The following is a 24,495-nucleotide window of genomic DNA, read 5'->3' on the forward strand; positions in this document are numbered from 1 at the left end:
TCGCTTTCTCTCAAAAATCGCTGCGAATTCGTAGCGGCACGGCTGGCAATCGCAAGGCGGGGGGCTTAACTCGAAGCCTATGGACATCGTCAGCAACGCCGCCCAGCCCGACGCCGCGCCCGTAATCACGGCCCCGCCCGTGATCCACCGCGAGGATTATCGGCCGCCCGAATGGCTGGTGCCGCAGATCGCGCTGGACTTCCGTCTGGGCATCGACGCCACGCATGTCACCGCGAAACTCTCGGTAACGCGCAATCCGGCCGGCGAGAGCAGCCCGACGCTGCGCCTAAACGGCGACCAGATCGCCCCGCTCGCCGTGCGTGTTGATGGCGAGGCGGTGAACAACTGGCGGCTGGATGGGCCCGACCTGCTGGTGGAGCTTTCGGGCGACGCGCATGAGGTCGAAGTCGAAACGGCGATGAACCCGGCCGGCAACAGCCAGCTGATGGGCCTTTACGCCTCGAACGGCATGCTCTGCACCCAGTGCGAGGCCGAGGGCTTCCGCCGCATCACGTTCTTCCCCGACCGCCCCGATGTGCTTTCGACGTATTCGGTGCACATGGCGGGCGACAAGGCGCAGTTCCCGATCCTGCTCTCCAACGGCAACTGCACCGCCACGGGCGAGAATGCCGACGGCACGCACTGGGCCGAATGGCACGATCCCTGGCCCAAGCCGAGCTACCTCTTCGCGCTGGTGGCAGGCGATCTGGTGGCCAACCATGCCCAGTTCACCACGCGCTCGGGCCGCAAGGTCGATCTCAACATCTGGGTCCGCGCGGGCGACGAACAGCGCACGCAGCACGCGATGGATTCGCTGATTCACTCGATGAAGTGGGATGAAGAAGCCTTCGGGCGCGAGTACGATCTCGACTTGTTCAACGTCGTCGCCGTGTCGGACTTCAACATGGGCGCGATGGAGAACAAGGGCCTCAACGTCTTCAACACCCGCTACGTCCTTGCCGACCCGGAAACCGCGACCGATGCCGATTATGACGGGATCGAGAGCGTGATCGGCCACGAATACTTCCACAACTGGTCGGGCAACCGCGTGACCTGCCGCGACTGGTTCCAGCTTTCGCTGAAGGAAGGCTTTACCGTCCTGCGCGACCAGCTGTTCAGCGCCGACATGGGCAGCGAGCCGGTCAAGCGGATCGAGGATGTGCGCACCTTGCGCGGCGGCCAGTTCCCCGAGGATTCGGGGCCGCTCGCCCATCCGATCCGCCCGGATTCCTATCAGGAAATCAGCAATTTCTACACGGCGACCGTCTACAACAAGGGTGCCGAGGTGATCCGCATGATGCGGACCATGGCCGGCACCGAACGGTTCCGTAACGGCACTGACCTCTACTTCGACCGTCACGATGGCGAGGCGGCGACGTGCGAGGACTTCGTCAAGGCGATCGAGGACGGGGCCGGGCTGGATCTCACGCAGTTCCGCCTCTGGTATTCGCAGGCGGGCACCCCGCAAGTCTCGGTCTCGCTCACCCACGAAGGCGATGTGGCGACGCTGACCCTGGCGCAGACCGTGCCGGCCACGCCCGGCCAGCCGGACAAGCAGCCGATGCCGATCCCGCTGCGCATCGCGCTCTATGACCGCGACACCGGCACCCACGGGGGCGAGCGGCTGATCGTGCTCGACAAGGCGCGGGACAGCTTCGCGTTCGAAGGCTTCGCGCGCCTGCCGGTGCTGTCGATCAACCGCGGCTTCTCGGCCCCCGTCGCCATCGAATTCGAGCGCGATGCCGAGGATCTGGTGTTCCTGGCCGCGCGGGACGACGATCCCTTTGCGCGCTATGAGGCGATGCAGAGCCTCGTCGTCCAGCACCTTGTTGCGGCGGTGAGCGGCGGGCTGAGCGATGCCGATCGCGCCGCCGGCCGTGCCGCCATCGGCAAGGCTTTCGCGGCGATTATCGCCGATGAGGCGCTCGACGACCTGATGCGCGGCGAACTCATGCGCCTGCCGACCGTCGCCTATCTGGCCGAGCAGGTGCTCGTCGCCGATCCTTACGCGATCCATGAAGAGCGTGAGGCGCTGAAGCAGTGGCTGGGCGGCGAACTGGCCGACGACCTCAAGACCCTGCATGACCGCGTCAGCGCGGTGCCCTACGGCCGCGATGCCGCCGCACGCGGCGCGCGCAAGGCCAAGGCGCAGGCGCTGGGCCTGATCGCCTCGGGCGATGCGGCCCAAGGCGCGGCTCGCGCCATCGCCCAGTACCGCGCGGCGGACAACATGACCGACCGCGAATCCGCACTCACCGTATTGTGCCATCTCGATGGGCCTGAGCGGGCCGAGGCATTGGCCGACTTCCACAAACGCTATCAGGGCAATGCTCTGGTGATCGACAAGTGGTTCAAGCTGCAGGCCAGCAGCTTCCACCCGCACGTACTCGATCATGTACGGGCGCTGGCGGAGCATCCCGACTTCACCTTGCACAATCCCAACCGCGTGCGCGCCCTGTTCATGTCGCTGGCGCTCAATGCCAAGGGCTTCCACGATGCCAGCGGCGAAGGCTATCGCCTGATCGGCGATCTGATCCGCCGCCTCGATCCGATCAACCCGCAGACCACCGCCCGCTTCGTGCCGCATCTCGGCCGCTGGCGGCGGATCGAGCCGGTGCGCGCGGCAATGATGCGCGCCGAACTGGAGCAGACCATGGCCCAGGGCGAACTCTCACGCGACGTGCGCGAACAGGTGAGTAAGAGCCTTGACTGATTCGGTGGCCATGAGCACAGTGGAGGTCAACCGCGCCGGGGTGCTGGGCGATATCCCGCACGGTTTTCTCGGCCGTATCGGCGGGGTTAGCACGGGGGCCGTGTCCGGCCTCAACGTCGGCCTCGGTTCGGGCGACGATCCGGCCGCGATTGCCGAGAATCGCCGCCGCGCGGTCAAGGCTGTGCTGCCCGGCGGGCGGCTGGCCAGCGTCTACCAGATCCACTCGGCCGAGTGCGTGACCGTGGGAGACGACGTGTGGAGCGATGCCGAGCGGCCCCATGCCGACGCGCTCGTCACCGATCGACCCGGCGTGGTGCTGGGCGTGCTGACCGCGGACTGCGCGCCGGTGCTGCTGGCCGACCGCGAGGCCGGCGTGATCGGCGCGGCGCACGCAGGCTGGAAGGGCGCGGTGGCCGGTGTCACTGATCGCACCATCGCCGCGATGATATCGCTGGGTGCCGAGCCATCGCGGATCGTTGCGGCGGTCGGCCCCTGCATCGCCGCCGTTTCGTACGAGGTGGACGCAGGATTTCATGACCGCTTCATGGCGCAGTCGGCAGGCAACGGGCGGTTCTTCGTGCCCGGCAGGCCGGAGCACTGGCAGTTCGATCTGGAAGCCTATGTCGCCGCGCGGCTTGAAGCGGCCGGAATTGCCGGGGTGGAACGCCTCGGGCTCGATACTTACGCGCAGCCGGAACGATTCTATTCGTTCCGCCGCGCCACCCATCGGGCAGAGGCGAATTACGGCCGCCAGTTCTCATTGATTGCCAATCCTTGACGGGTTTCCTGATCGCCGGGGGGATTGATTAACCCCGGCGGGATGTCTTGCGGATCGCCCCCGCGTTCCCCATCGTCCGGTCTTGTCCCAGTCTTGCCCCGGTTTGCGCGGTAGTGCCTTATTGCTTGAATTTGCTGGCACCGCCCGCGCCATCGTCCTGCCAAAAAGGCGGTTGGCACGCCGGATTTTCGTGTATATCAGCCCGATAGGTCGGTATTCGGTCCGGGGCAGACACAGTGGTGTGTTCGGATCGGGCGACCCTTAACGGGGTATACCAGGCTAAAATAACAAGTGGTCAGGATCTGGGCTCGCCTCCGGATTGCACCGGGGCGGGTTGTCGATAAAAACAAGTCAATAACTGTAGGGCAAGGGCAAACATGGCTGAGGCAGACGGCGTGCGCCGGCGCGATTTCATCAATATCGCCGCAGTAAGCGCTGCGGGAGTTGCAGGCGTCGGGGTGGTCGTTCCGCTCGTCAGCCAGATGTCCGCTTCGGCAGACGTGCTTGCCGCAAGCTCGACGGAGGTCGACATATCCTCGATCCAGCCCGGTCAGGCGATCAAGGCGATCTTCCGCAAGCAGCCGGTCTTCGTCCGCAACCTGACCCCGCACGAGATCGAGGAAGCCAACAAGGTTGACGTTTCCAGCCTGCGCGATCCGCAGACGCTTGAGGAACGGACCAAGGAAGGCAAGACCAATTGGCTGATCACCATGGGTGTCTGCACCCATCTGGGCTGCGTGCCGCTGGGCGCCGGCGAAGGTGAGCCGCGCGGCGAGTTCGGCGGATATTTCTGCCCTTGCCACGGATCTGCCTACGATACCGCCGCCCGTATCCGTAAGGGCCCCGCGCCCAAGAACCTAGAGGTTCCGGAATACGAATTCTCCAGTGACACGGTCGTCAAGATCGGCTGAGGCGAAGCGAGAGGATAAAGAAAATGAGCTTTCCCTGGGCCAAGGAATACAAGCCGAGCCACCCTTTCATGCAGTGGATGGATGAAAAGCTTCCCATCCCGCGCCTCGTCTACAACGCCGTCGGCGGCGGTTACGAGGTGCCGCGCAATCTGAACTATTTCTGGAATTTCGGCTTCCTCGCAGGGCTTTGCCTGATCCTCCAGATCGTCACCGGCGTGGTCATGGCCATGCACTATGCGGCCAACACCGCCGTGGCGTTCGACACCATCGAACAGACCGTGCGCGACGTGAACTGGGGCTGGCTGATGCGTTATGCGCACGCCAACGGTGCCTCTGCCTTCTTCGTCGTCATCTACATCCACATTTTCCGCGGCTTCTTCTACGGCTCGTACAAGGCCCCGCGTGAGATGGTGTGGCTGCTGGGCGTCGTAATCTTCCTGCTGATGATGGCCACCGCCTTCATGGGCTATGTGCTGCCTTGGGGCCAGATGAGCTTCTGGGGCGCCAAGGTCATCACCGGCCTGTTCAGTGCGATCCCGTTTGTCGGCGAGCCGCTGCAGCAGTGGCTGCTGGGCGGCTTCGCGCCGGACAATGCCGCGCTCAACCGCTTCTTCTCGCTGCACTTCCTGCTGCCCTTCGTGATCCTGGGCGTGGTGATCCTGCATATCTGGGCGCTGCACATCCCCGGTTCGTCGAACCCGACCGGCGTGGAAGTGAAGAGCCAGAGCGATACGGTGCCGTTCTACCCCTACTACGTCGCCAAGGACGGCTGGGCGATCGGCGTCTTCGCCATCCTGTTCTGCGCAGCGGTGTTCTTCTTCCCGAACTATCTCGGCCATCCGGACAACTACATCCCGGCCAACCCGATGAGCACGCCCGCGCACATCGTGCCCGAATGGTACTTCTGGCCGTTCTACGCGATCCTGCGCGCCTTCACGCAGAACTTCTTCTTCATCCCGGCCAAGCTGATGGGCGTGATGGCGATGTTCGGCGCGATCCTCGTGTGGTTCTTCCTGCCTTGGCTGGACAAGTCGCCGGTGCGTTCGGGCGCTTACCGTCCGCTGTACCGCAAGTTCTTCTGGATCCTCGTGCTGGACATGCTGGTCCTGTTCTACTGCGGCGGCGCCCCGGCTGAGGAACCCTATGTGATGATCAGCCAGCTCGCGGCGCTCTACTACTTCGCGCACTTCCTGATCATCGTTCCGATCGTCTCGGCCATCGAGAAGCCGGATCCGCTGCCCTTCTCCATCACCGAGGCTGTCCTCGGCGCGGATGAAGAAGCCAAACTCGCTCCCGCCGCCGCGGCGGAAGCCTGATCAACAGCTGGAACGAAAGACGAAAGACATGGCACGCATTCTCTCGATCCTCGTCGGGCTGTTCTTCACGGTCGCTTTGGCGTGGTCCTTCGGCGTAGGCTTCTACACTTGGGCCACCGAACCGGCCTCGCCCACCGCCGAGCATGAATTCCACATCGGGCCGGAGGAATATCACTTCGCCAGCGACGGCCCGTTCGGCAAGTTCGACCGCCAGCAGCTGCAGCGCGGTTTCCAGGTCTACAAGGAAGTCTGCTCGGTCTGCCACGCGATCCGCCACGTCGCCTTCCGCGACCTCGCTGCGCTGGGCTACAGCCAGCCTGAAGTGAAGGCGATCGCCAAGGGCTTCCAGGTTCCGGTCTTCAACCCGGCCACCGGCGAAGTGGCAACGCGCGAAGGCGCCGCGACCGACTACTTCCCGCCGGTGGTCTACGCCGGACAGGGCACGCCGCCGGACCTCTCGCTGATCACCAAGGCGCGTCACGAAGGCCCGCAGTATGTGCGGTCGCTGCTGACCGGTTACCGCGATCAAGCGGGTTACAAGAATGCAAAGGGGCAGGTACTATTGAAGGAGTTCCCGGATTCGAAGACTCCGGACGGACTGCATTTCAACCCCTATTTCGCGAACCTCAACATCGCGATGCCGCCGCCGCTGACCGCTGACGGGCAGGTGACGTATTCAGATGGCACCAAGGCGACCAAGGAACAGATGGCCACCGACGTTGCCGCCTTCCTTGTCTGGACCGCCGAACCGAAGCTGGAAAAGCGTAAGCAGACCGGCTGGGCCGTGCTGGGCTTCCTGCTCTTCGCCACGGTGCTGGGCTACATGTCCTACCGGAACATCTGGGCCGGCAAGAAGCACTAAGGCCGGCCATAGCGCCGAATTCGAAGACCCCGCCATCCCTCCGGATGGCGGGGTCTTTCGTTTGTCGCCCACAGCGGCTAGGTCCCACGCCCATGACACTCGACGAGATCAAGGCGATCGTCCGCACCGTTCCGGACTTCCCCAAGCCGGGCATCCTGTTCCGCGACGTGACCACGCTGATCGGCCACGGCCGGGGCTTCAACGCCGCCGTCGCGCTGATGGCCGAACGCGCCGCCGCCGTTGGGGCTGAGGCGATCGCCGGGATCGAAGCACGCGGCTTCATCTTCGGCGCCGCGATCGCAGCCCGCCTGGGCCTCGGCTTTGTGGCAGTGCGCAAGCCTGGCAAACTGCCGGTACCGGTCATCGCGATCGATTATGCGCTGGAATATGGCACCGACACATTGGAGGTCGATCCAGGCGCGGTAAGCGAGGGACAGCACGTGGTGTTGGTGGACGACCTGTTGGCGACCGGCGGCACCGCGTTGGCCGCCGTAGAACTCCTTCGCCGCGCCGGCGCACGCGTGGACCATGCGCTGTTCGCGATCGATCTGTTCGAACTGGGCGGGGCCGAACGTCTCAGAACTGCGGGCGTCGCAGCGGATGGCCTGCTGTCGTTCGAAGGCCACTGACCGCCTCCACAAGAATTTTAACAAGAGAACCGTTGACGAGCCGGCGCTTCTCATGGCAAGCGCCTGCCTCTGGCGGCGCAAGCCCCATCGGCAGGTTCCGAGCGGGCGGGTATAGCTTAGTGGTAAAGCTCCAGCCTTCCAAGCTGGCTATGCGGGTTCGATTCCCGCTACCCGCTCCAGCCGCCTTTTCAGACATTCTCTGATTTTAATTTGCCGGCAGTGGCCTCGCGGTGATGACCATGCGGCCGAGGAATGCAGGCTTTCCCCTCCCGATCACAGTGGGCACTGCTATCCGCAGCGCTTTGTCCTATCGGCATCAATTTGCCGGAAGGCGCGCCGGCTGCGCGCGGTGGCGAGACTGCTTCTTACTTTTGGAATTGCGTTCACGTTCAATTACAATGTTTCTGATGGTGAGGGTTAAAGCCTTGGCGCATCATGCCGCCATGATCGCGCCCGGCGCCAGGTACGCTTTACGATAGCGAATAATCATGTAAGCGTCGGCCCCTCGCGAACGGGTGGAGGATCGAGTGGAAACGCAGGAAAGCGCGCTGCAGCCGTTGCGCATCGGTGATCGGGTGCCGCGCTTCGTGGCGCGGAGCACGCAGGGGGCGTTCGATCTTGAGGACTATCGCGGGCACTGGCTGATCTTGTTTTCGCATCCGGCCGATTTCACGCCGGTCTGCACCAGCGAGGTTCTTGCTTTCGCGCGGGCTGCTCCAGCGTTTGGTGCGCTGGATTGCCGCCTGGTGGGGCTTTCCGTCGACAGCCTCTATTCGCATCTCGCGTGGATACGCCTGATCCGTGACACGACCGGTGTCGCCATCGATTTTCCCATTATCGAAGACCCGACGATGGAGATCGCGCGCGGGTTTGGCATGGTTGGAGCCGATGCGCGCGATAGCGCCACGGTGCGGATGACGTATTTCATCGATCCCGAAGGCGTGTTGCAGGCCCTGAACAGCTATCCGTTGACGGTTGGCCGTTCGATTCCGGAAATGCTGCGGTTGTTGACGGCGCTCCAGCAGGTGCGCGGCGGCGAGGGGCTTGCTCAGGCCGACTGGCAGGTGGGTGATGACCTGCTCCGCGCGCCGGAAGATACGGCGGCGGCGGCGCTTGCCACATCCGAACCTGCGGCGTGGTTCTACGCGCCCGTGGGCAAGGGCCGCTGAGATGGAGCAGGACGACCTCGACGCGACTGCCGAGCTGCTGCGCGCACTGGCGCATCCGTTGCGGCTGCAGATCCTCCACGCGGTGCGCGCTGCTGAGCTTTCGGTGGGCGAGATCGAGGAGGTGACCGGGATCGGACAGCCCGGGCTCTCGCAGCAACTTGCGGTACTGCGCAAGGCTGAGCTGGTGGCATCGCAGCGGACCGGCAAGCAGGTGTTCTACCGCGTCGATGCCGATCGGATGCGGGAATTGAGCGCATTTCTGGACGGCATGGTGCAAGGCGGCGCAGCGTCTGCCCCCGCGCCGGTTGAGCCGACGGGGACGACCAAGGGCGGCGCCGCCGGTTTTGCGCGGGTGCTGCGCTGACGGCTCAGGCCAGCGCGGCAATCTCCAACCGCTCGTTGCAGAGGGCTAGCGGGGCCTGACGGTGGGAGACCAGAAGCAGGCCGGTGCCGGTCCGCTTCAGCCATCCATCCAGGCTTTCCACCAAGGCGGCTTCGGTTCGCGCGTCCAGCCCTTCGCTGGGCTCATCGAGCAATAGCCACGGCCGCCCGGCCAGCAGGGCGCGGGCCAGTGAAAGGCGCTTACGCTCTCCGCCGGAGAACGTGCCGCCGGCTTCGCCCAGCGGCGTATCCAGGCCCAGTTCGCTGGTGGCTATGCGCTCTCTGAGTTGGGCCACGTCCAGCGCGTCCCACATCTCCGCTTCGGTCAGGCCCTTGCGCGCAAGGCGGAGGTTGTCCGCCACGGTACCGATCAGCATGGGGGCGTCCTGTGCGGACAAGACGAATTGCGCCTGCAGGTGGCGGGCGGGGCATAGGTCGGGCGGGGTACCGTCGACCGCCAGCGGGGTTACGGGCTCCTGCATGCCGGCAAGTGCCAGCAGCACCCGGGTCTTGCCGGAGCCGGACGGTCCGGTGATTGCCACGCGGGCGCCGGGTGCGAATTGGCGGGCGCCCAGCGTCACCGTTGCCGCGTGGGTTGCGGCCTCGAAGGGGGCAAGCGTGGGGTCGAGCGCATCCAAAGCAGCGATCCGGCGCAGGCCGGCATTCAGCGCGGCGCGGCGCAGCAGGCTGCGGGCGAAGCCGCCCATGGCCTCCACCGCCGACGCGGTCGCCAGCATGGCGAGTGCGACGATGGGGGCGCTCGTCTGTGCTAGCAGCAGCACGCCTGCCATGGCGGCGGCGCCGTAAAGCGTCAGCAACCCGCCCTGCAGCGCCTCGGCGCGGAACAGCCGGGACCGCGCGCTGTCGAACCGTTCGGCGATGGGTTCCAATTCTTCCAGTGCCGCGTCGGCCAGCCCGTAGGCGGCGATCTCGGCGCGCGAGGCGGCGAGTTCGATGTAGTGGCGGCGCAAGTCGCCCAGCGCTTCGGCGGCGTCTTCGGAGGGTTTGCGGGTGAGCGCCAGCGAGACGCGGCCGAACAGCATCGGCAAGGCCGCGAGCAATACGGCGAGGAAGACCAGTGCCGGAATGCCTGCCAGCAGGGCGGCGAGCAGGCTGACGGTTGCCGAGGCCAGCGCTGCATGGCGGGCGGGTTCGCGGATCACCAGGTCTTCCAGCGCGGCCACGTCGTCGATCAGGCGGTTGCTTGCCTCACCCGGCGACGTGTCCTGTGCACGGCGGCTGTCCTGCGCGGCGAGCTTGTCGAACAGCGAGCCGCGCAAGTCCGCCATGCTTTCCAACGCGACTTTGTGCGACAGCAGCCGTTCGCCGTAGCGGGCCAGGGTGCGGACGATGGCGAGCAGGCGGATCAGCGCGCTGGGGATCAGGTAGTTGAACGCAGCGACGGCCACGGTTCCGGCCGCTCCGGCCAGCGCCGCGCCGGTCAGGAACCAGCCGGATACGCCGAGCAGGCCGATGGCCGCCACCGCCGCGAAGATCGCGCAGAGGCTGGCGAACAGCAGGCGCCCGCGTGCGAGGCCGGCAATGGTGAGCGGATTGGTGTGGGGCACGCTCACAGGGCGATCTCCTGCCTTGCGACGCCGGCCAGCGCGGGATCGTGGGTGGCGACGAGAATGGAGCGCGATTGCGAGAGCTGTTGCAGCAGCGCGATCACGGCGGCGGCGGATTCGGCATCGAGATCGGCCGTTGGCTCATCGCAGAGCATCAGCGGACGGCCGGAGAGAATGGCCCGGGCAAGCCCGATGCGGCGACGCTCGCCCCCGGACAGGCCCGATCCGGCGTGGTCGATGGTCATGTCCAGCCCCCCGCGCCGGGCAAGCAGGGGGGCGAGGCCGACTTGCTCGGCCACGGCGAGGATCTCTGCGGGGCTGGCCTGAGGGGCGGCGAGCGCGAGGTTGCGACCCAGCGTGCCGGTGACGAGCAGCGGGCGCTGGGCGGCCCATGCCACCGCTTCGCTTGGAAGGAGGTCGCCATCGGTGCTGGTGATGTGGCCGGTGGCGGGCGTCAGTTGCCCGGCGATCGCGGCGAGGGTGCTGGTCTTGCCGCTGCCGGTGGGACCGGTCAGCGCAACGAGGTCGTGCCGGGCCAGCGCGAAGGTCAGCGGCCCTACGGCGATGCCGGGGAAGGCGAGGCTGAGATCGTCGACGCGCAGACCGTTGAAGTCGCCGGCGGGCGGGGCAGCGGGGCCGTCGGGCGCTTCGGCGTGGGGTGCCAAGGCGGCTTCGGCGGCTTCGCCCAGCTGTTTCTCGTGATAGGCGGCGGCAAGGCGGCGCATCGGCAGGTAGAATTCGGGCGCCATGGCCAGCACGAAGAAGGCGGGAACCAGTGTCAGTTCCTCCGGTGCGGAGAACGGCAGCAGGCCGAGCAGCGAGAAGCCGCAGTAGACTGCGACAAGGGCAATCGAGAGGGCTGCGAAGAACTCCAGCACTGCATTGGACAGGAATGCCGCGCGCAGCACCGCGACCGTGCGCTGTGCCACTTGGCCGGTCGCGTCCCGCACTTGCTGGGAAATCCGCGCTTCGGCGCCGTAGTGGCGGATCAGCGGCAGGTGGGTCACGCGGTCGACGAACAGGCCGGACAAGGCGGACAGCGCGGCTAGTTGGCGTTCGGACGCGCGGCGGGCGGCGGTGCCGGCCAGGATCGAGCCGAGCACGAAGGGCAGCAGCGTCGCCAGCATGATCGCGGCCGCCACCCAGCTGGCCGGCGCGACCACGGCGGCGACCACCAGCGGGCCGATCACGGCGTTCAGGCGGATGGGGGAAAACCTGACATCGCGATTCTCGATCGCCGTGTTATGGTCGATGGCAAGTGTGGTGCTTTCCCCGGTGCTTAGCGGACCCGGAAGCGGTTCGCCGAGGAGGGCCGACCACAATCGGCGGCGTCGTTCACGGCCCTTAGCCTGCGCGGTGCCGACGGCCAGCCGATCGACGGCGAAAGCCGCGCCGGCACGCAGGGTCGCCCCGCCAATCATCAGTGCGGCGGGCAGCAACAGGGGGCCGGGTCCGGATGCGGGCGCGGCAATCGGCCCAGTCGCGTGTCCGGCTACCAGCCCAACACCACTGGCCAATCCCCAGGAGAGGACGGCTGCGCCGGCGATGTCGGCCAGCCACGGCACGGTTGTTTTGACATAGATCAAATTACGTAAACCATGTAAGTATTGTTTGACAGCCCAAGTGGCTAAGCCTAACGCGACCCTACGAAACCAACCTGTTCGAGGCAACCGATTACCGCCTCGCCAGAGTGCTCAAAAGGCAGGATTCGACATGATCGATATGGCAGTGGTTGAACTCTCCCGGTTGCAGTTCGCCCTCACGGCGCTGTACCATTTTCTCTTCGTTCCCCTGACACTCGGCCTTTCCTTCATTCTCGTAATTATGGAAAGTGTCTATGTGATAACCGATCGTCCCATCTGGCGGGACGTGACGCGGTTCTGGGGCAAGCTTTTCGGCATCAACTTCGTCCTTGGCGTGGCCACCGGCCTCACCATGGAGTTCGAGTTCGGCATGAACTGGGCCTATTACTCGCACTACGTGGGCGACATTTTCGGCGCGCCGCTGGCGATCGAGGGCCTGATGGCCTTCTTCCTGGAGGCAACGTTCGTGGGCCTGATGTTCTTCGGCTGGGACCGGCTTTCCAAGCGCGGTCACCTGCTGACGACCATCATGGTCGCGCTGGGTTCGAACCTCTCGGCCTTGTGGATTCTGGTCGCCAACGGCTGGATGCAGCATCCCACGGGCGCGGTGTTCAACCCCGAAACGATGCGCATGGAAGTGTCCAACTTCAAGGACGTGATCTTCAATCCGGTCGCGCAGGCGAAGTTCGTGCACACGGTCAGCGCGGGTTATGTCTGCGCCAGCCTCTTCGTGCTGGGCGTCTCATGCTACTATCTGCTGCGCGGGCGTCATCTGGAACTGGCGAAGCGCAGCTTCACCGTGGCGGCGGCCTTCGGGCTGGCGTCCTCGCTCTCGGTCGTCGTGCTGGGGGATGAGAGCGGTTACGCGGTTTCGGACAACCAGAAGATGAAGATGGCCGCGATGGAGGCCATGTGGGAAACCGAGAAGGCCCCGGCTGGTCTTGACCTGTTCGGCCTGCCCTCGAACGAGGCGCATGAGACCACGCACGAGATCAAGATCCCCTATGTGCTGGGCCTGATCGCGACGCGCAGCCTCAGCGGCGAAGTCACCGGCATCATTCCGCTGGTGGAACGGGCCGACCGGCGTATCCGCAGCGGCGTACTGGCCTATGACGCGGTCGAGAAGCTGAAGGTCAATCCCACCGATATCGCCGCGCGTGAGGCGTGGGAGCGGAACAAGGACGACCTTGGCTATGCCCTGCTGCTGAAGCGCTTCGTCGCCGATCCGCGCACGGCGGACGATGCGACGATCTTGAAGGCGGCCTGGACCACGGTTCCCAATGTGCCCGCGCTGTTCTGGATGTTCCGCGTGATGGCGGGGTTGGGCTTCTTCTTCATCGCCTTCTTCGCGACGGCCTTTGCCTTCTCGGTCCGGCGACGGTTCGATCGCAAGTGGTTCCTGCGCAGTGCGGTGTTGGTGATGCCGCTGCCGTGGATCGCGATCGAGGTGGGCTGGCTGGTTGCCGAACTGGGCCGTCAGCCCTGGGCGGTGGACGGTGTGCTGCCGACCTTCCTGGGCGCGTCCAGCCTGACGGTGCCGCAGATCTGGTCGACCATCTTCGGCTTCACCGCGCTCTACGGAATCATGGCGGTGATCGAGGTAAAGCTGATGCTGGCGACGATCCGCAAGGGGCCTGAGGTCTACGAGGGCTACGAAGGCGAGCCGACACCTGAGCGCGCGCCCGCCACCACCTTCACCGCCATCCCGGCCGAGTAAGACGGAGGAAACGATGTCCATTCCCTTCGACTATGAAACGATGCGGCTGATCTGGTGGACGCTGATGGGTGTGCTGCTCATCGGCTTCGCCCTGACCGACGGCTTCGACCTTGGCTCGGCCGCGCTGCTGCCCTTCGTGGGGCGCACCGATGCGGAGCGCCGCATGGTCATCAATGCCATCGGCCCCACCTGGGAAGGCAACCAGGTGTGGTTCATCCTGGGCGGCGGCGCGATCTTTGCGGCATGGCCCTACGTCTATGCGGTCAGCTTCTCCGGCTTCTACATCGCGATGTTCCTCGTGCTGTCCGCCTTCATCCTGCGGCCGGTGGGCTTCAAGTACCGTTCGAAGCGGCCCGATCCCGCCTGGCGTTCGCGCTGGGACTGGGCGCTGTTCGTCGGCGGCTTCGTGCCTGCGCTCGTGTTCGGCGTGGCGATCGGCAACGTGCTGCTGGGCGTGCCCTTCCGGCTCGATACCGACATGCGCAGCTTCTACGAAGGCACGCTGCTGGGCCTGTTCACGCCCTTTGCGCTGCTCTGCGGCGTGGTGTCTGTAGCGATGATCGTGCTGCACGGCGCGGGCTGGCTGACGCTGAAGCTGGAAGACGGCCCGGCGCGCGACCGTGCGCAGAGCTATGGCCAGATCGCGGCGCTGGTGGCCTTCGTGCTCTATGCCGTGGGCGGTCTGTGGCTGGCGAAGGGCGATATCGGCTTTCAGCTGGCCGGCGCGGTCGATCCGCTGGGCGCGTCGAACCCGCGCCTTGCCGAAACCGCGCAGGTCGGCGGTGCGTGGCTGGCCAATTACGGCGCGCATCCGTGGATGGTGCTGGCCCCGCTGCTGGGGCTGGCCGGTCCGCTGGTTGCCTTGTTCGGCATTCGCGGACGCAAGGATGTGATGGTCTTTGCCGGATCGTCGATGGCGAATCTTGGCATCATCGCCTCGGTCGGGCTGTCGATGTTCCCCTTCATCCTGCCCAGCTCGATCGATCCGCGCTCCAGCCTGCTGGTGTGGAACGCATCGTCCAGCCACACGACGCTGTTCATCATGCTCTTGGTGACGGTGATCCTGCTGCCGATCGTGCTGCTCTACACCGCCTGGGCCTACAAGGTGATGTTCGGCCGCGTGACCGAACGCGAAGTGGGCATGAACCCCGACTTCTATTGAGGAGCCGACTATGTGGTACTTTTCCTGGATCCTCGGCGTCGGCCTGGCTGTCGGCTTCGGCATCATCAACGGCGTGTGGCATGAGTTCCACACCGATCCGAACGACGAGAAGACGGTCCTCGATTGACGTCATGACGGCGGCGGCGCTCCCACACGGAGCGCCGCCGTTTTCCTATGCGACGCGCCAGCCCATCCACGCGCCCAGCCTTGGGGCGATGCGCTTGAGGCTCCATTCCGCCAGCACCGCGAGGCCCAGCGAGATACCAAACAGCGGCATCAGCAGGGCCAGCAGCAGCACCAGCATGACGAGCGCCCAGCTATGGCGCAGCGGCGCGAAAGTCGCCGGCGCGCCCAGCATGGCGTCGGGCCGCCGTCGCCACCACAGCACCACGCTGGACAGGCAGAGCGTGACAAGCCCCAACAGCACCGCCAGATTGACCAGCTGATTGGCCAGCCCCCACCATGCCCCCTCATGAATGGCGACGCCGTAGCCGACCGCGCGATCGACCCAGTGGCGCTGGCCGAAGCGTTCGATCCCTACCAAGGTGCCGTCATCGGCGACTTCGGCACTGTCGCGCATGGGGCGGTTCTCGGCCTGACTGCGGACCTGCCACGGCGCCCCCGCCGAAGTGGGCGGGCTGACTTCGACCGGATGCGCGAAGCCAAGGCCGCCCGCCCGCGCCGCCACCGCGTCGAGCGCGGCGGGGCTGGTGGGCAGGTGGCGCATGGTCATGCCGTGATGCTCGGCATGTTCGGACATCATCGCGCGCATTCCGGCATCGGCCATCATCCGCTGATGCGCGTCGGACGAGGAACCGGCGGACCAGTCCTGCCGCCCGGCCGCCGTGCCGGTCATGTAGCGGACCTGCCCGAAGTAGCTCCCCCAGGCATTGGCCCAGGGCAGACCGGTGGCGATCAGGAACAGCGCGCCGAGCGAGATCCACAGGCCGGTGACGGCATGGATATCGCGCCAGAACAGCGTACGCCCCCGGAACAGGCGGGGATAGAGCACGCCTGCTACCCCGCTCACCTTGCGCGGCCACCAGAGGAACAGCCCGGTCAGCAGCATCACGACCGTCCAGCAGGCGGCCATCTCGACTAGCGCCGAGCCATAGTCGCCCGAAAGCAGTTCGCCGTGGAGGCGGAAGACCACGCGCATGAAGCGGCCTTCCTCGGGCGCCTGATAGAGCACCGCGCCGGTCTCGGGATGGACCCAGACGCGCGTATCCGCCGCGCCTTTGCCCACCAGCACTTCGACGGCGTCGGTCCGGGAGCGGGGCAGGACGTACTTGTGCAGCATCGATCCCGGCACCGCCGCCACCGCCTGCGCGGCGATGCGGTCGGGCGAGAGGCGAGGGGCCTGTCTGCTCGCGACATTGCGGTAGGGGGCATAGAGCGCCTGTTCGATCTGCGGCTTGAACAGGTAGAGCCCGCCGGTGACCGAGAGCCACAGCACGAAGGGCACGCAGAACAGCCCGGCATAAAAGTGCCAGCGCCAGACCGCGCGATACCAGCGCTCCTTACGCATCTCGCTATGGATGTCCGAAGCCTCCATCACATCCTCCATCCCGCTTCCACAAGGAAGCTTCGCTGCGGGTAGGGGTGGTAGACCCAGGCCCGGTCATTGGTCAGATTGTCGACCCCGGCGCTGAGGCGCAGCTCTTCGGTCACGTCCCAACTGATCTTGGCATCGAGCGCGAAGAGTTCGGACGTATAGCCGTAAGTGTCGCCGCGCTGGAGGCCGAACAGGTCGGTGTTCGGGCGGCTGGCATACCGCACGCCCAGCGAGAGCAGCACGGGCGGGATCACCCGGTATCGCAGATTGCCGTTGAGCCGCCAGCGCGGGATGCGCGGGAACTGCACGCCTTCTGCCGCGGGGGCGGAATCGTTGCGCAAGGTGACGGAATCGATCCACGCGGCATTGGCGTCGATGTCGAGGCCGGGCAGCACCTCGCGCGCTTCGGCGATCAGTTCGAAGCCGTACTGGCGCGTCAGGTCGATGTTCTTGAAACTGGAGGTGGTCACGCCGTTCTGGTTGAAGCCGGTGAAGCTGAAGATCGTGTTCTTCACCCGCTGCCAGAACACCGATCCGGTCAGCTTCACTTTGCCGAATTGATGCGCGAGCAGCAGGTTGGCGTCGGTCGAGCGTTCGGGCTTCAGGTTGGGATCGAAACTGTCCGGATTGAAGCTGCCGTCTCCGTTCAGGCTGCCCTGGAACAGCTCGCCCACGGTGGGGAAGCGGGTGGCCTTGGCAAGACTGAGTTGAAGCCGGGTGTCGGGATCGATCGCCCATTCGGCCGATGCCTTGGGCTGGAAGCCGGTGGCCTGGCGGCTGGCGTAGCGGTTGAACACCGGTTGGCCCAAGCTATCGATCCGGCCCAGCCCGCCGTCGAAGGCGCGCCAATCCTCGAACCGCGTGCCCAGCGTCAGCGTCACGGTCTCGATCGGCACGCGCAGTTCGGCCCATGCGGCAAGGTTGCGGGTCTTCCCGAAGGTCTCGGTCGAGAAGGCCTTGCCGGCGTCGCTGCGCCAGTTGGTCAGGGTGTAGTTGATCTGGTCGGTCTTGTAGAGATTGCCGCTGACGCCCCCGGCCAGCGTCGTCCCGCCCAGATCGGCGGTGAGCGCAAGGTCGCCGGTGTACCAGTAGGTCGGCCCCTGCCGGGCGAGCGTGCCGGCGCCGTCCGATGCTCCAGCCACGTAGCCTTTCGAGGTGGATCCGTCCGAGCGCAGGATCTGGTAGGTCGAGACATTCAGGTCGAGCGTCAGCGCATCGGATATCGGGGCCGAGACTTTGGCGCCCGCCAGCAGTTCGTCGCGGATCGTGCGTGACCAGTTGGCGCCGCTGGCGGTGTACTTCTGCCCGTCGATCGAGACGAGGCCCTCGCAGACCGGGCTACCAGCGGCATCGCGCAAGTAGCAGTCCGGTGCCGTCTGGCTGTCCAGATTATGCCAGTAGGCCAGCAGCACTTCGCCGGTCACGCCCGAGGCACCGTCATAGCCGAGGCGCAGCTTGGCCTGATCCTGAGTGATCTCGGCCGGGCTCTGCGCCGCGAAGATCGGGTTGGTGGCGGTGCCGGGTGCCCCGGCCATGTGCTGTTTCGGGTCGACCACCGCGCCGGTCACGGGTGTGGCGGCGGCCGTACTGGTCGACGGGGTGAGGCCGTAGAACATCATCGGCTGGCCGGTGTTGCGGAAATGGCGGCCGGACAGGCGCAGCGACCACGGGCCGTCCTTCTGGCGAAAGCCCAAGCCCGCCTCTCCGGACCAGCCCCAATAGGTGTCATGCGTGCCGTACTGGTCGTAGGGCTGGACCAGCCCCTGCACGGTGGCGAAAGCCTCGGTCCGTTCGGGTGAGCGGGTGGTGATATTGACCACGCCGCCCATCGAATTGCCGGCATAGCGGGCCGAATAGGGGCCGTAGACGACATCGAACTGCTCGACCTCGCCCGGCCCGACGACACCCCACTTGGGCGCATAGGTGAACGAGTTGCCCAGGAAGTTGGACACGGTGAAGCCGTCCACCATCACCAGGGTGCGCGCGCTCTGGGTCGAATGGGTGCCGCGAAAGCCGGGCACGCCGTTGGAATCGCCGGCAAAGCGTTTGCGCACGAAGAAATCGGGCGCGTACTTCATCAGATCCTCGACGTTCTGGGCGTTCACGCCTTGGAACTGTTCGTCGCCAAGGCTGACCGAAAGGCCGCGCGCGTCGAGGCTGATCGGCGCATCGCGCTGACCGACGACGAGGATGGAGTCGGGGGCAGCGGCAGGTTCATCGGCAAAGGCCGACAGGGGCATAAGGGCAAGCGGTGCCGCGCCGAGCGCGAGCAGAATACGGGTCATCGGAAAATCACCTGATCGGCACGCGCGCGGGCAAGCGTCAGCGTGCACTCAAGCCGAAAGGACCGCGCGCAAAGGCGCGGCGATGGCAGGGATCAGGCTTGGGCGGGTGGTCCGCGCAGGGGCGGCCGGATTTGCGCGCGAATAGCGCGCAGGGCCAGTGGCTCACGCAGGATTGCGGCCACGAAGACGAAGGCCAGCGCGGCGGCCAGCAGCGCAGGCAGCTCGGCATCGACCATTGCCGCCGAATGCGACGAGAAAGCGCAGGGATGGTCCATCGTCTTGCCGGCGTTTTCGCTGGCATGGCCGTCGCGCGTCGGCAGGGCGATCGTCACTTTTCCGCCGGGCGTCGACCCGGAGCACAGCTCCACCGTCAGCGTGCTGCCTTGCGTGGTGGGCATGTAGCCGGCGGGGACCACGGCCTTGAGGCACAGCGCCAGCGCCAGCAGCAGAGCCGCCAGTTCGGGACGCGCCCGAAAGAAGTGCCGAAGTGTGCCCACGCCGGGGTGCCTAGCCGGAAAACATCGCGCCGTCATCGGCCAAGTTCAACCGTGGAGGCGATCCGTTGCGACGCGTCGCCCGGCTTGCGGGGCGACCATGAAGCAGGCCCCGCGCGTGGAGGGCAGAAGGGCGATTTCAAGTTGGTGCCGCTCTGCGATGGCCCGGCACAGCGCCAGCCCCAGTCCGGCGCCGTCCTGCGATCCGGGCTCGCTGCCGCGCGCGAACTTGTCGAAAATCCGTTCCCGCTCGGCTACCGGAACGCCCGGGCCGTCGTCGCAGACGGTAAGGCACGGGCCGGGCTTCAGGCGCAGTTCCACGGTGCCGCCGGCCGGCACGAACTTGAACGCATTGTCCAGCAGGTTGGTGATCAGCCGGGTCAGCTGCATTTCCTCCCCCTCGACCACCACGCCGGGGGTGATATCCAGCTTCAGGGTATGGCCCGATTCCTCGGCGCTGTCGGCATAGAGTTCGCCCAGCCGATCGGCGAGTGCGCTGAGGTCCACGGGGCAAAGGCCGTGCCGGTCACCGCGCCGCGCCTGGCTGGCGGCAATGTCGAGCAGCGATTCCAGCATCCGCACGATGCGGCGGATTTCCTGCCGCGCATCGGCGATCCGCGCGGCGGTCTCGGCGTCGGGCGTGGCCGACAGCGCCTTCATCAGCCGGTTGTCGAGATGCATCAGCGGCGTGCGCATCTCGTGCGCAAGCTGGTCGGTGGTTTCGCGCTGGGCCCCGGCCAGCCGGCGCAGGCGGGCGAGGGCATCGGCGGAATGGCGGGTCAGCTCGTCGATCTCGTCGCGATCGTGCGATCCCTTTTCCAGCACGACCAGGGCATCGTCGTCCGGGTGACGGAAGGCGGCATTGATACGCCCGATTCGCGTGCCCAGCCGGAAGACGGCCAGCCAACCCGCCAGCGCCACCGCCATCGTCGCCAGCAGCCCTCCGGCCACGTAGACCATGGCGACCTGACGGCGCAGCGGGCCGATGTCGCGGTCCTCGTGTGCGACCACCAGTTTCAGGTCCGGGGCCAGCACGGACACGCGCGCATGGGCAAGCCCCCTACCGGGCGCGGGGATTTCGCTGCCTGCGATCGTGCTGCCGTGGAGATCGGGCCAGACGTCAAAGTCGCCGGCAATGCGGCGATTGGCTGCGTCGGCCAGCATGTAGTGGGCGATATGGTCATCGCGCGGCTGGATCGCCAGGCGGTCTTCGATCCGCCGGGCCAGTTCATCGCGTCCGCCGCTCGAATAGATGTCGATCATGCCGGCAAGATCGACATCGACGGCGCGTTCCAGCGCGGTGCGGCTGGTGTTGCGGATCGTCGTATCGGTCAGCAGCCAAAGGCAGCCGGTGATGACGGCAGCGATGGCGATCGCCCAGAGCACCAGCTGCGCGAAAATCGAACGGCGAATGCCCAACAGCCGCGTCACGGCGGTCAGCGCCCGCCGTCGAGCAGGCGGTATCCCGAACCCCAGATGGTTTCGAGCGCCGGGCTGTCGAACCCGTCCTCCAGCTTGCGGCGCAGGCGCCCGATGTTGACGTCCACCACGTTGGTCTGGGGATCGAAGTTCATCTTCCACACGTCGCGCAGCAGCATCTCGCGCGTCAGCACTTCGCCGGCATTTTCCATGAAGTAGCGGAAAAGCTCGAATTCCTTGGGGCTGAGCGCCAGGTGGCGGTTGTCGCGAAAGGCGGTGCGCGCCTTCACGTGGCATTCGAAGGCGCCGTAGAGGATCACCGCGCTATGCTCCCGCCCCGAAGCGCGGCGATGCAGCGCGCGCAGGCGGGCGAGCAGTTCCTCTGCCTCGAAAGGCTTGGCCAGATAGTCGTCGGCGCCGCCGTCCAGACCTTCCGCACGGTCCGAAGTGCGGCCCAGCGCGGAAAGCATGAGCACGGGCGTCCCCACGCCCGATTCCCGCAACCGTTCCACGATGGTCAACCCGTCAAGGTCGGGCAGCATGCGATCGAGGATGATGACGTCGAACCGATTGACGCCGGCGCGCATCAGCCCGTCCTGGCCGTTCGCGGCCCAGGTGAGCGCAAGGCCGGCGCTCTCGGCGACTTCCGCCACCTGCGCGGCGGCGCGCGTATCGTCCTCTATGTAGAGAATGCGGAGCGCGCTCATGCCGGCGTGCGGCTCCACCCTGCGGCGCTTCGTGCTCGTTCGGTCATGCAGTGGCCCCATGCTGGACGGGGCGGAAAAACCCCCGTCCAGATAGGCATTGGCGGACAGGATATCCGCTGACAATACTTGTTAGGGCCTGTACTTGTTAGGGTCTTCTGGGCGCCCGTCAGTGCTGCGCCGAAGTGGCGACGGGAGCCGCTGCCGAGGCGTCCTGCGGCAGGCCGCCAAGTTCGCTGACCAGCTTGGTATAGGCATCGAGATAGGCGAGCACGATGATCTGGCCGATCTGCGTGTTCTGATACCCGCCGCCGCCGGCCGAACCGAAGGTGCCGCCGAAGAAGCCGCCGCCCGAACCGCCGAAGCTGACGTCCGACTTGCGGGCATAGCCCTCCGTCAGCGCCTCTTCCACCGTGGTGCGGGAGTTGACGATCGAGAGCGTGACGTTCGCCTCGCCCTTCTTGATGTTCAGGCCGCCGGCAATCGAGCCGACGCCGCGGCCCAGCAGGCCGCCGACGCCGCCCAGCATCGCGCCCAGGCCACCGCCGCCCGAATTGTTGTTGGTGGAGACGATATCCGGCTGGAGGAAGTAGTCCGCCGCCTTGATCTGCCCCTTGCCGACGTTCGATCCCCGCTGCAGCTCACCCTGCTCCGCCAGAGCGCGTTCCATGGCGCTGTTCTGCAGCGAACGGCCCCGGTTGACGAGCGTGAAGCAGTGCGACTGCTGCACGAAGACGCGCAGGATCGCTTCCGGGCTGCCCAGGCTGAGTTCGCGCCACCACTGGTTGTCCGGCTCGATGATGGCGACGGTGCCCAGATTCTTGCGGCAGACCGGGATCTGCTGGGTGCCCTTGTCCTGCAACTTGCGGGCTGAGGATTTGTCTTCCGCGAAGGCCGAAGACGAACTTGCCAGAACGGCAAGCGCGGCGAGCGCGCTGGCGATCTTCTTCATCGTGCTGGTCCCTTTGTTGCGCCGCACGCGGGGGCGTGACGGCTTTCCCAAACGCGGGGACCATAAATACGAAATATTACGGCACAAGTGCCTATCTTACTGAGATTTATCCTTATGCGGCCGCTTCGGTGCAATCCATTGCAAATCGTCAGGGCGCGACCGCCATGTTGTCGATCAGACGCGCCTTGCCGATCCGCGCGGCGACGAGCAGCCGCATCGGGCGGTCCGAACGCGCGTCCAGCGGGACGAGGCTGTCGGCATCGCGCAGTTCCGCATAGTCCACCGACAGGAATCCGCCGGTGATCAGCGCCTGTTCCAGCGCGCCGATGGCGGCGGCAACCGGCTCGCCCGCTTCGATCGCGGCGATCGCCGCTTTCATCGCGGTGGGCAGGGTGACGGCGGCGGCGCGTTCCTCGGCCGTCAGATAGGCATTGCGCGAGGAGCGGGCGACGCCGTCCGCCTCGCGCACGGTTTCCACGCCGATGATCGCATCGACATGGGGGCGGGTGAGATCGAGGTCGCGCGCCATGCGGCGGATTACCGCCAGCTGCTGCCAGTCCTTCTCCCCGAACAGCGCCACATCTGGCAGCACCTGATGGAACAGCTTGCAGACCACGGTGGCGACGCCGTCGAAATGGCCGGGGCGCGAGGCGCCGCACAGGCCGTCGGACACGCCGGTGACAGAGATATTGGTGGCAAAGCCCTGCGGATACATCGCATCCACGGTAGGCGCCCAGACCAGCGCCACGCCTTCGGGTTCCAGCAGCTTGCAATCGCGTTCAAGCTGGCGCGGATAGGCGTCCAGATCCTCGTTCGCGCCGAACTGCAGCGGGTTCACGAAGATCGAAACCACCACGTGATCCGCCCGCTTGCGCGCTTCGCGCACGAGTGTCAGGTGACCTTCATGAAGCGCGCCCATGGTGGGAACCAGGGCCACGGTTCCGGTCTGGCGAAGGGTCTGGATGGCACTGCGCAGTGGATCAAGGCTGTGGACGGTTTGCATTGGGGGTGGCTGCTCCGTTAGGATGGACTTGACCGGTCCTCGCGCCAGCCCTTAGCGCCGGCGCGCCCCGGGCGGCAAGAAGCGGTTGAGAATTCGCCTGCCGGGCAGGGCCGGCGGTAACAGGGAAAGCTAGGGTCCGTGACAGCGCATCGCATCGTTTTCGCCAATGAAAAGGGCGGCACCGGCAAGTCCACCACGGCCGTCCACGTCGCCATCGCGCTCGCCTATCAAGGCGCCAAAGTGGCCGCGATCGACCTCGATCCGCGCCAGCGCACGCTGTACCGCTATCTGGAAAACCGCATCGAGACGGAGCGCCAGCGCGAAATCGCGCTGCCCGGCGCCCGCTTTGCGGTCTACGATGGCGACGATATCGGGGAACTGGACGATCTGGCCGAGCAGATCGCCGACGGCTACGATTTTCTGGTGTTCGACACCCCCGGGCGTGACGATCAGTTCGCCCGCCACGTGGCCGCCACCGCCGATACGCTGGTGACGCCGCTGAACGACAGCTTCGTGGACTTCGACCTGATCGGCCAGGTGGAGAACGAAACCTTCCGCGTGAAGAAGCTTTCGTTCTATGCCGAACTCATGTGGGAAACGCGCAAGAAGCGCGGGTTGAAGACCATCAACGAAGGTCGCCGCGAACTCGACTGGGTGGTGGTCCGCAACCGCGTCCAGCACGTGGAAGCGAAGAACATGCGCCGCCTTGAAGGCGCACTGAAGGAACTGTCGAAGCGCGTGGGCTTCCGGATTTCGCCGGGCCTGTCCGAACGCGTTATCTTCCGCGAACTGTTCCCCTCTGGCCTGACGCTGCTCGACAAGGGGCATCTGGGCGAACTGGGCACCAGCCATCTGGTCGCCCGGCAGGAACTGCGCGGGCTGGTGGCGGGGCTCAACCTGCCGATGCCCGAACGGCGCGAACCGCAGTTCGAACTCTCGGACGAAGGCTGAAGCTCCGGCGATGAAGCTCATCTGGCTGATCGTGCTGGGCTGCATCGCCTGGAAACTGGCAACCGGCCGCTGGCCGTGGAACCATCTGGGCTATGACTGGCCGGCATCGAAGTCGCGCAGCAAGGCGACCGGCTTCGCGCAGATCCATGAGCAGGCACAGGCCCGCGCCCTGCTGGGCGTGCCGGAGGGCGCCAGCCGTGAGGCCATTCTGGAAGCGCATCGCAAGCGCCTGATCGCGATTCATCCTGATCGTGGCGGCTCGAACGAGAAAGTCCACGAGGCCAATGCCGCGCGCGATCTGCTGCTGGACCAGATCGATAGCGGCGCGCGGGCCTGAGGGCCG

General features: G+C 66.0%; 22 protein-coding genes and 1 tRNA gene. 14 read left to right on the forward strand and 9 right to left on the reverse strand.

All coding sequences use genetic code 11. The features are described 5' to 3' along the window. Positions 1–79: 79 nt before the first annotated feature. The 9 genes from pepN (at position 80) to ACZ1JV_RS09545 (ending at position 8,742) form a co-directional block, all read left to right on the forward strand. Positions 80–2,713 (forward strand): aminopeptidase N, encoded by a 2,634-nt coding sequence (gene pepN, locus ACZ1JV_RS09505; RefSeq protein ID WP_465151375.1) that lies wholly within the window; start codon positions 80–82, stop codon positions 2,711–2,713. Between the two features lie 10 nt (positions 2,714–2,723). Next, on the forward strand, positions 2,724–3,491 hold the full coding sequence (gene pgeF, locus ACZ1JV_RS09510) for a peptidoglycan editing factor PgeF (protein ID WP_465152533.1): 768 nt from the start codon (positions 2,724–2,726) through the stop codon (positions 3,489–3,491). Between the two features lie 377 nt (positions 3,492–3,868). Continuing rightward, complete coding sequence (petA, locus tag ACZ1JV_RS09515; RefSeq protein WP_465136644.1) at positions 3,869–4,402, forward strand: ubiquinol-cytochrome c reductase iron-sulfur subunit; 534 nt, start codon at positions 3,869–3,871, stop codon at positions 4,400–4,402. 23 nt (positions 4,403–4,425) lie between these two features. Further along, on the forward strand, positions 4,426–5,718 hold the full coding sequence (locus ACZ1JV_RS09520) for a cytochrome b (RefSeq protein ID WP_465151376.1): 1,293 nt from the start codon (positions 4,426–4,428) through the stop codon (positions 5,716–5,718). Positions 5,719–5,746: 28 nt separating this feature from the next. Continuing rightward, the gene (locus ACZ1JV_RS09525) at positions 5,747–6,580 is read left to right on the forward strand and encodes a cytochrome c1 (RefSeq protein WP_465151377.1); all 834 of its coding nucleotides are present in this window, start codon (positions 5,747–5,749) and stop codon (positions 6,578–6,580) included. Between the two features lie 92 nt (positions 6,581–6,672). Continuing rightward, a complete protein-coding gene (locus ACZ1JV_RS09530) occupies positions 6,673–7,209 on the forward strand; it encodes an adenine phosphoribosyltransferase (protein ID WP_465151378.1) in 537 nt (178 codons plus the stop codon). 105 nt (positions 7,210–7,314) lie between these two features. Further along, positions 7,315–7,388, forward strand: a tRNA-Gly gene (locus ACZ1JV_RS09535). 348 nt (positions 7,389–7,736) lie between these two features. After that, positions 7,737–8,378, forward strand: coding sequence for a peroxiredoxin (locus ACZ1JV_RS09540; protein WP_465151379.1), 642 nt, complete (start codon positions 7,737–7,739; stop codon positions 8,376–8,378). Between the two features lies 1 nt (position 8,379). Then, positions 8,380–8,742, forward strand: coding sequence for an ArsR/SmtB family transcription factor (locus ACZ1JV_RS09545; protein ID WP_465151380.1), 363 nt, complete (start codon positions 8,380–8,382; stop codon positions 8,740–8,742). Positions 8,743–8,746: 4 nt separating this feature from the next. On the opposite strand, the gene ACZ1JV_RS09550 is transcribed toward ACZ1JV_RS09545, so the two are convergent. Both ACZ1JV_RS09550 and ACZ1JV_RS09555 read right to left on the reverse strand, forming a co-directional pair. Next, entirely contained in the window at positions 8,747–10,333 is a 1,587-nt protein-coding gene (locus ACZ1JV_RS09550; protein WP_465151381.1) for an amino acid ABC transporter ATP-binding/permease protein, read from the reverse strand. Beyond that, positions 10,330–11,913 (reverse strand): ATP-binding cassette domain-containing protein, encoded by a 1,584-nt coding sequence (locus tag ACZ1JV_RS09555; protein WP_465151382.1) that lies wholly within the window; start codon positions 11,911–11,913, stop codon positions 10,330–10,332. The genes ACZ1JV_RS09550 and ACZ1JV_RS09555 overlap by 4 nt, the downstream gene beginning before the upstream one ends. A 130-nt stretch (positions 11,914–12,043) precedes the next feature. On the opposite strand from ACZ1JV_RS09555, the gene ACZ1JV_RS09560 reads away from it, so the two are divergent. The 3 genes from ACZ1JV_RS09560 to cydX are packed head-to-tail and all read left to right on the forward strand — an operon-like array spanning position 12,044 to position 14,916. Beyond that, positions 12,044–13,627 (forward strand): cytochrome ubiquinol oxidase subunit I, encoded by a 1,584-nt coding sequence (locus ACZ1JV_RS09560; RefSeq protein WP_465152534.1) that lies wholly within the window; start codon positions 12,044–12,046, stop codon positions 13,625–13,627. Between the two features lie 13 nt (positions 13,628–13,640). Further along, positions 13,641–14,789 (forward strand): cytochrome d ubiquinol oxidase subunit II, encoded by a 1,149-nt coding sequence (gene cydB, locus ACZ1JV_RS09565; RefSeq protein ID WP_465151383.1) that lies wholly within the window; start codon positions 13,641–13,643, stop codon positions 14,787–14,789. A 10-nt stretch (positions 14,790–14,799) separates the two neighbouring features. After that, positions 14,800–14,916 (forward strand): cytochrome bd-I oxidase subunit CydX, encoded by a 117-nt coding sequence (cydX, locus tag ACZ1JV_RS09570; protein WP_465136597.1) that lies wholly within the window; start codon positions 14,800–14,802, stop codon positions 14,914–14,916. Between the two features lie 45 nt (positions 14,917–14,961). On the opposite strand, the gene ACZ1JV_RS09575 is transcribed toward cydX, so the two are convergent. The 7 genes from ACZ1JV_RS09575 to panC form a co-directional block, all read right to left on the reverse strand. Then, entirely contained in the window at positions 14,962–16,344 is a 1,383-nt protein-coding gene (locus tag ACZ1JV_RS09575) for a PepSY-associated TM helix domain-containing protein (RefSeq protein WP_465151384.1), read from the reverse strand. Continuing rightward, positions 16,344–18,629, reverse strand: a complete 2,286-nt coding sequence (locus ACZ1JV_RS09580; RefSeq protein ID WP_465151385.1) for a TonB-dependent receptor — start codon at positions 18,627–18,629, stop codon at positions 16,344–16,346. Before ACZ1JV_RS09580 ends, ACZ1JV_RS09575 begins: the two co-directional genes overlap by 1 nt. Before the next feature lie 92 nt (positions 18,630–18,721). Beyond that, positions 18,722–19,126 carry a DUF2946 family protein gene (locus ACZ1JV_RS09585; RefSeq protein ID WP_465151386.1) on the reverse strand — a complete coding sequence of 135 codons (405 nt, stop codon included), beginning with the start codon at positions 19,124–19,126 and terminating at the stop codon, positions 18,722–18,724. A gap of 45 nt (positions 19,127–19,171) precedes the next feature. Then, on the reverse strand, positions 19,172–20,554 hold the full coding sequence (locus ACZ1JV_RS09590) for a sensor histidine kinase (protein WP_465151387.1): 1,383 nt from the start codon (positions 20,552–20,554) through the stop codon (positions 19,172–19,174). A 5-nt stretch (positions 20,555–20,559) separates the two neighbouring features. Then, complete coding sequence (locus ACZ1JV_RS09595; RefSeq protein ID WP_465136592.1) at positions 20,560–21,249, reverse strand: response regulator transcription factor; 690 nt, start codon at positions 21,247–21,249, stop codon at positions 20,560–20,562. A 166-nt stretch (positions 21,250–21,415) separates the two neighbouring features. Further along, the gene (locus ACZ1JV_RS09600; RefSeq protein WP_465136591.1) at positions 21,416–22,198 is read right to left on the reverse strand and encodes a CsgG/HfaB family protein; all 783 of its coding nucleotides are present in this window, start codon (positions 22,196–22,198) and stop codon (positions 21,416–21,418) included. A 148-nt stretch (positions 22,199–22,346) separates the two neighbouring features. After that, positions 22,347–23,201 carry a pantoate--beta-alanine ligase gene (panC, locus tag ACZ1JV_RS09605; protein WP_465151388.1) on the reverse strand — a complete coding sequence of 285 codons (855 nt, stop codon included), beginning with the start codon at positions 23,199–23,201 and terminating at the stop codon, positions 22,347–22,349. 138 nt (positions 23,202–23,339) lie between these two features. On the opposite strand from panC, the gene ACZ1JV_RS09610 reads away from it, so the two are divergent. Next, entirely contained in the window at positions 23,340–24,152 is an 813-nt protein-coding gene (locus ACZ1JV_RS09610) for a division plane positioning ATPase MipZ (RefSeq protein WP_465151389.1), read from the forward strand. 10 nt (positions 24,153–24,162) lie between these two features. After that, positions 24,163–24,489, forward strand: coding sequence for a J domain-containing protein (locus ACZ1JV_RS09615; protein ID WP_465136588.1), 327 nt, complete (start codon positions 24,163–24,165; stop codon positions 24,487–24,489). Positions 24,490–24,495: the final 6 nt, after the last annotated feature.

The organism is Novosphingobium sp. BL-S-19 (assembly GCF_055521675.1).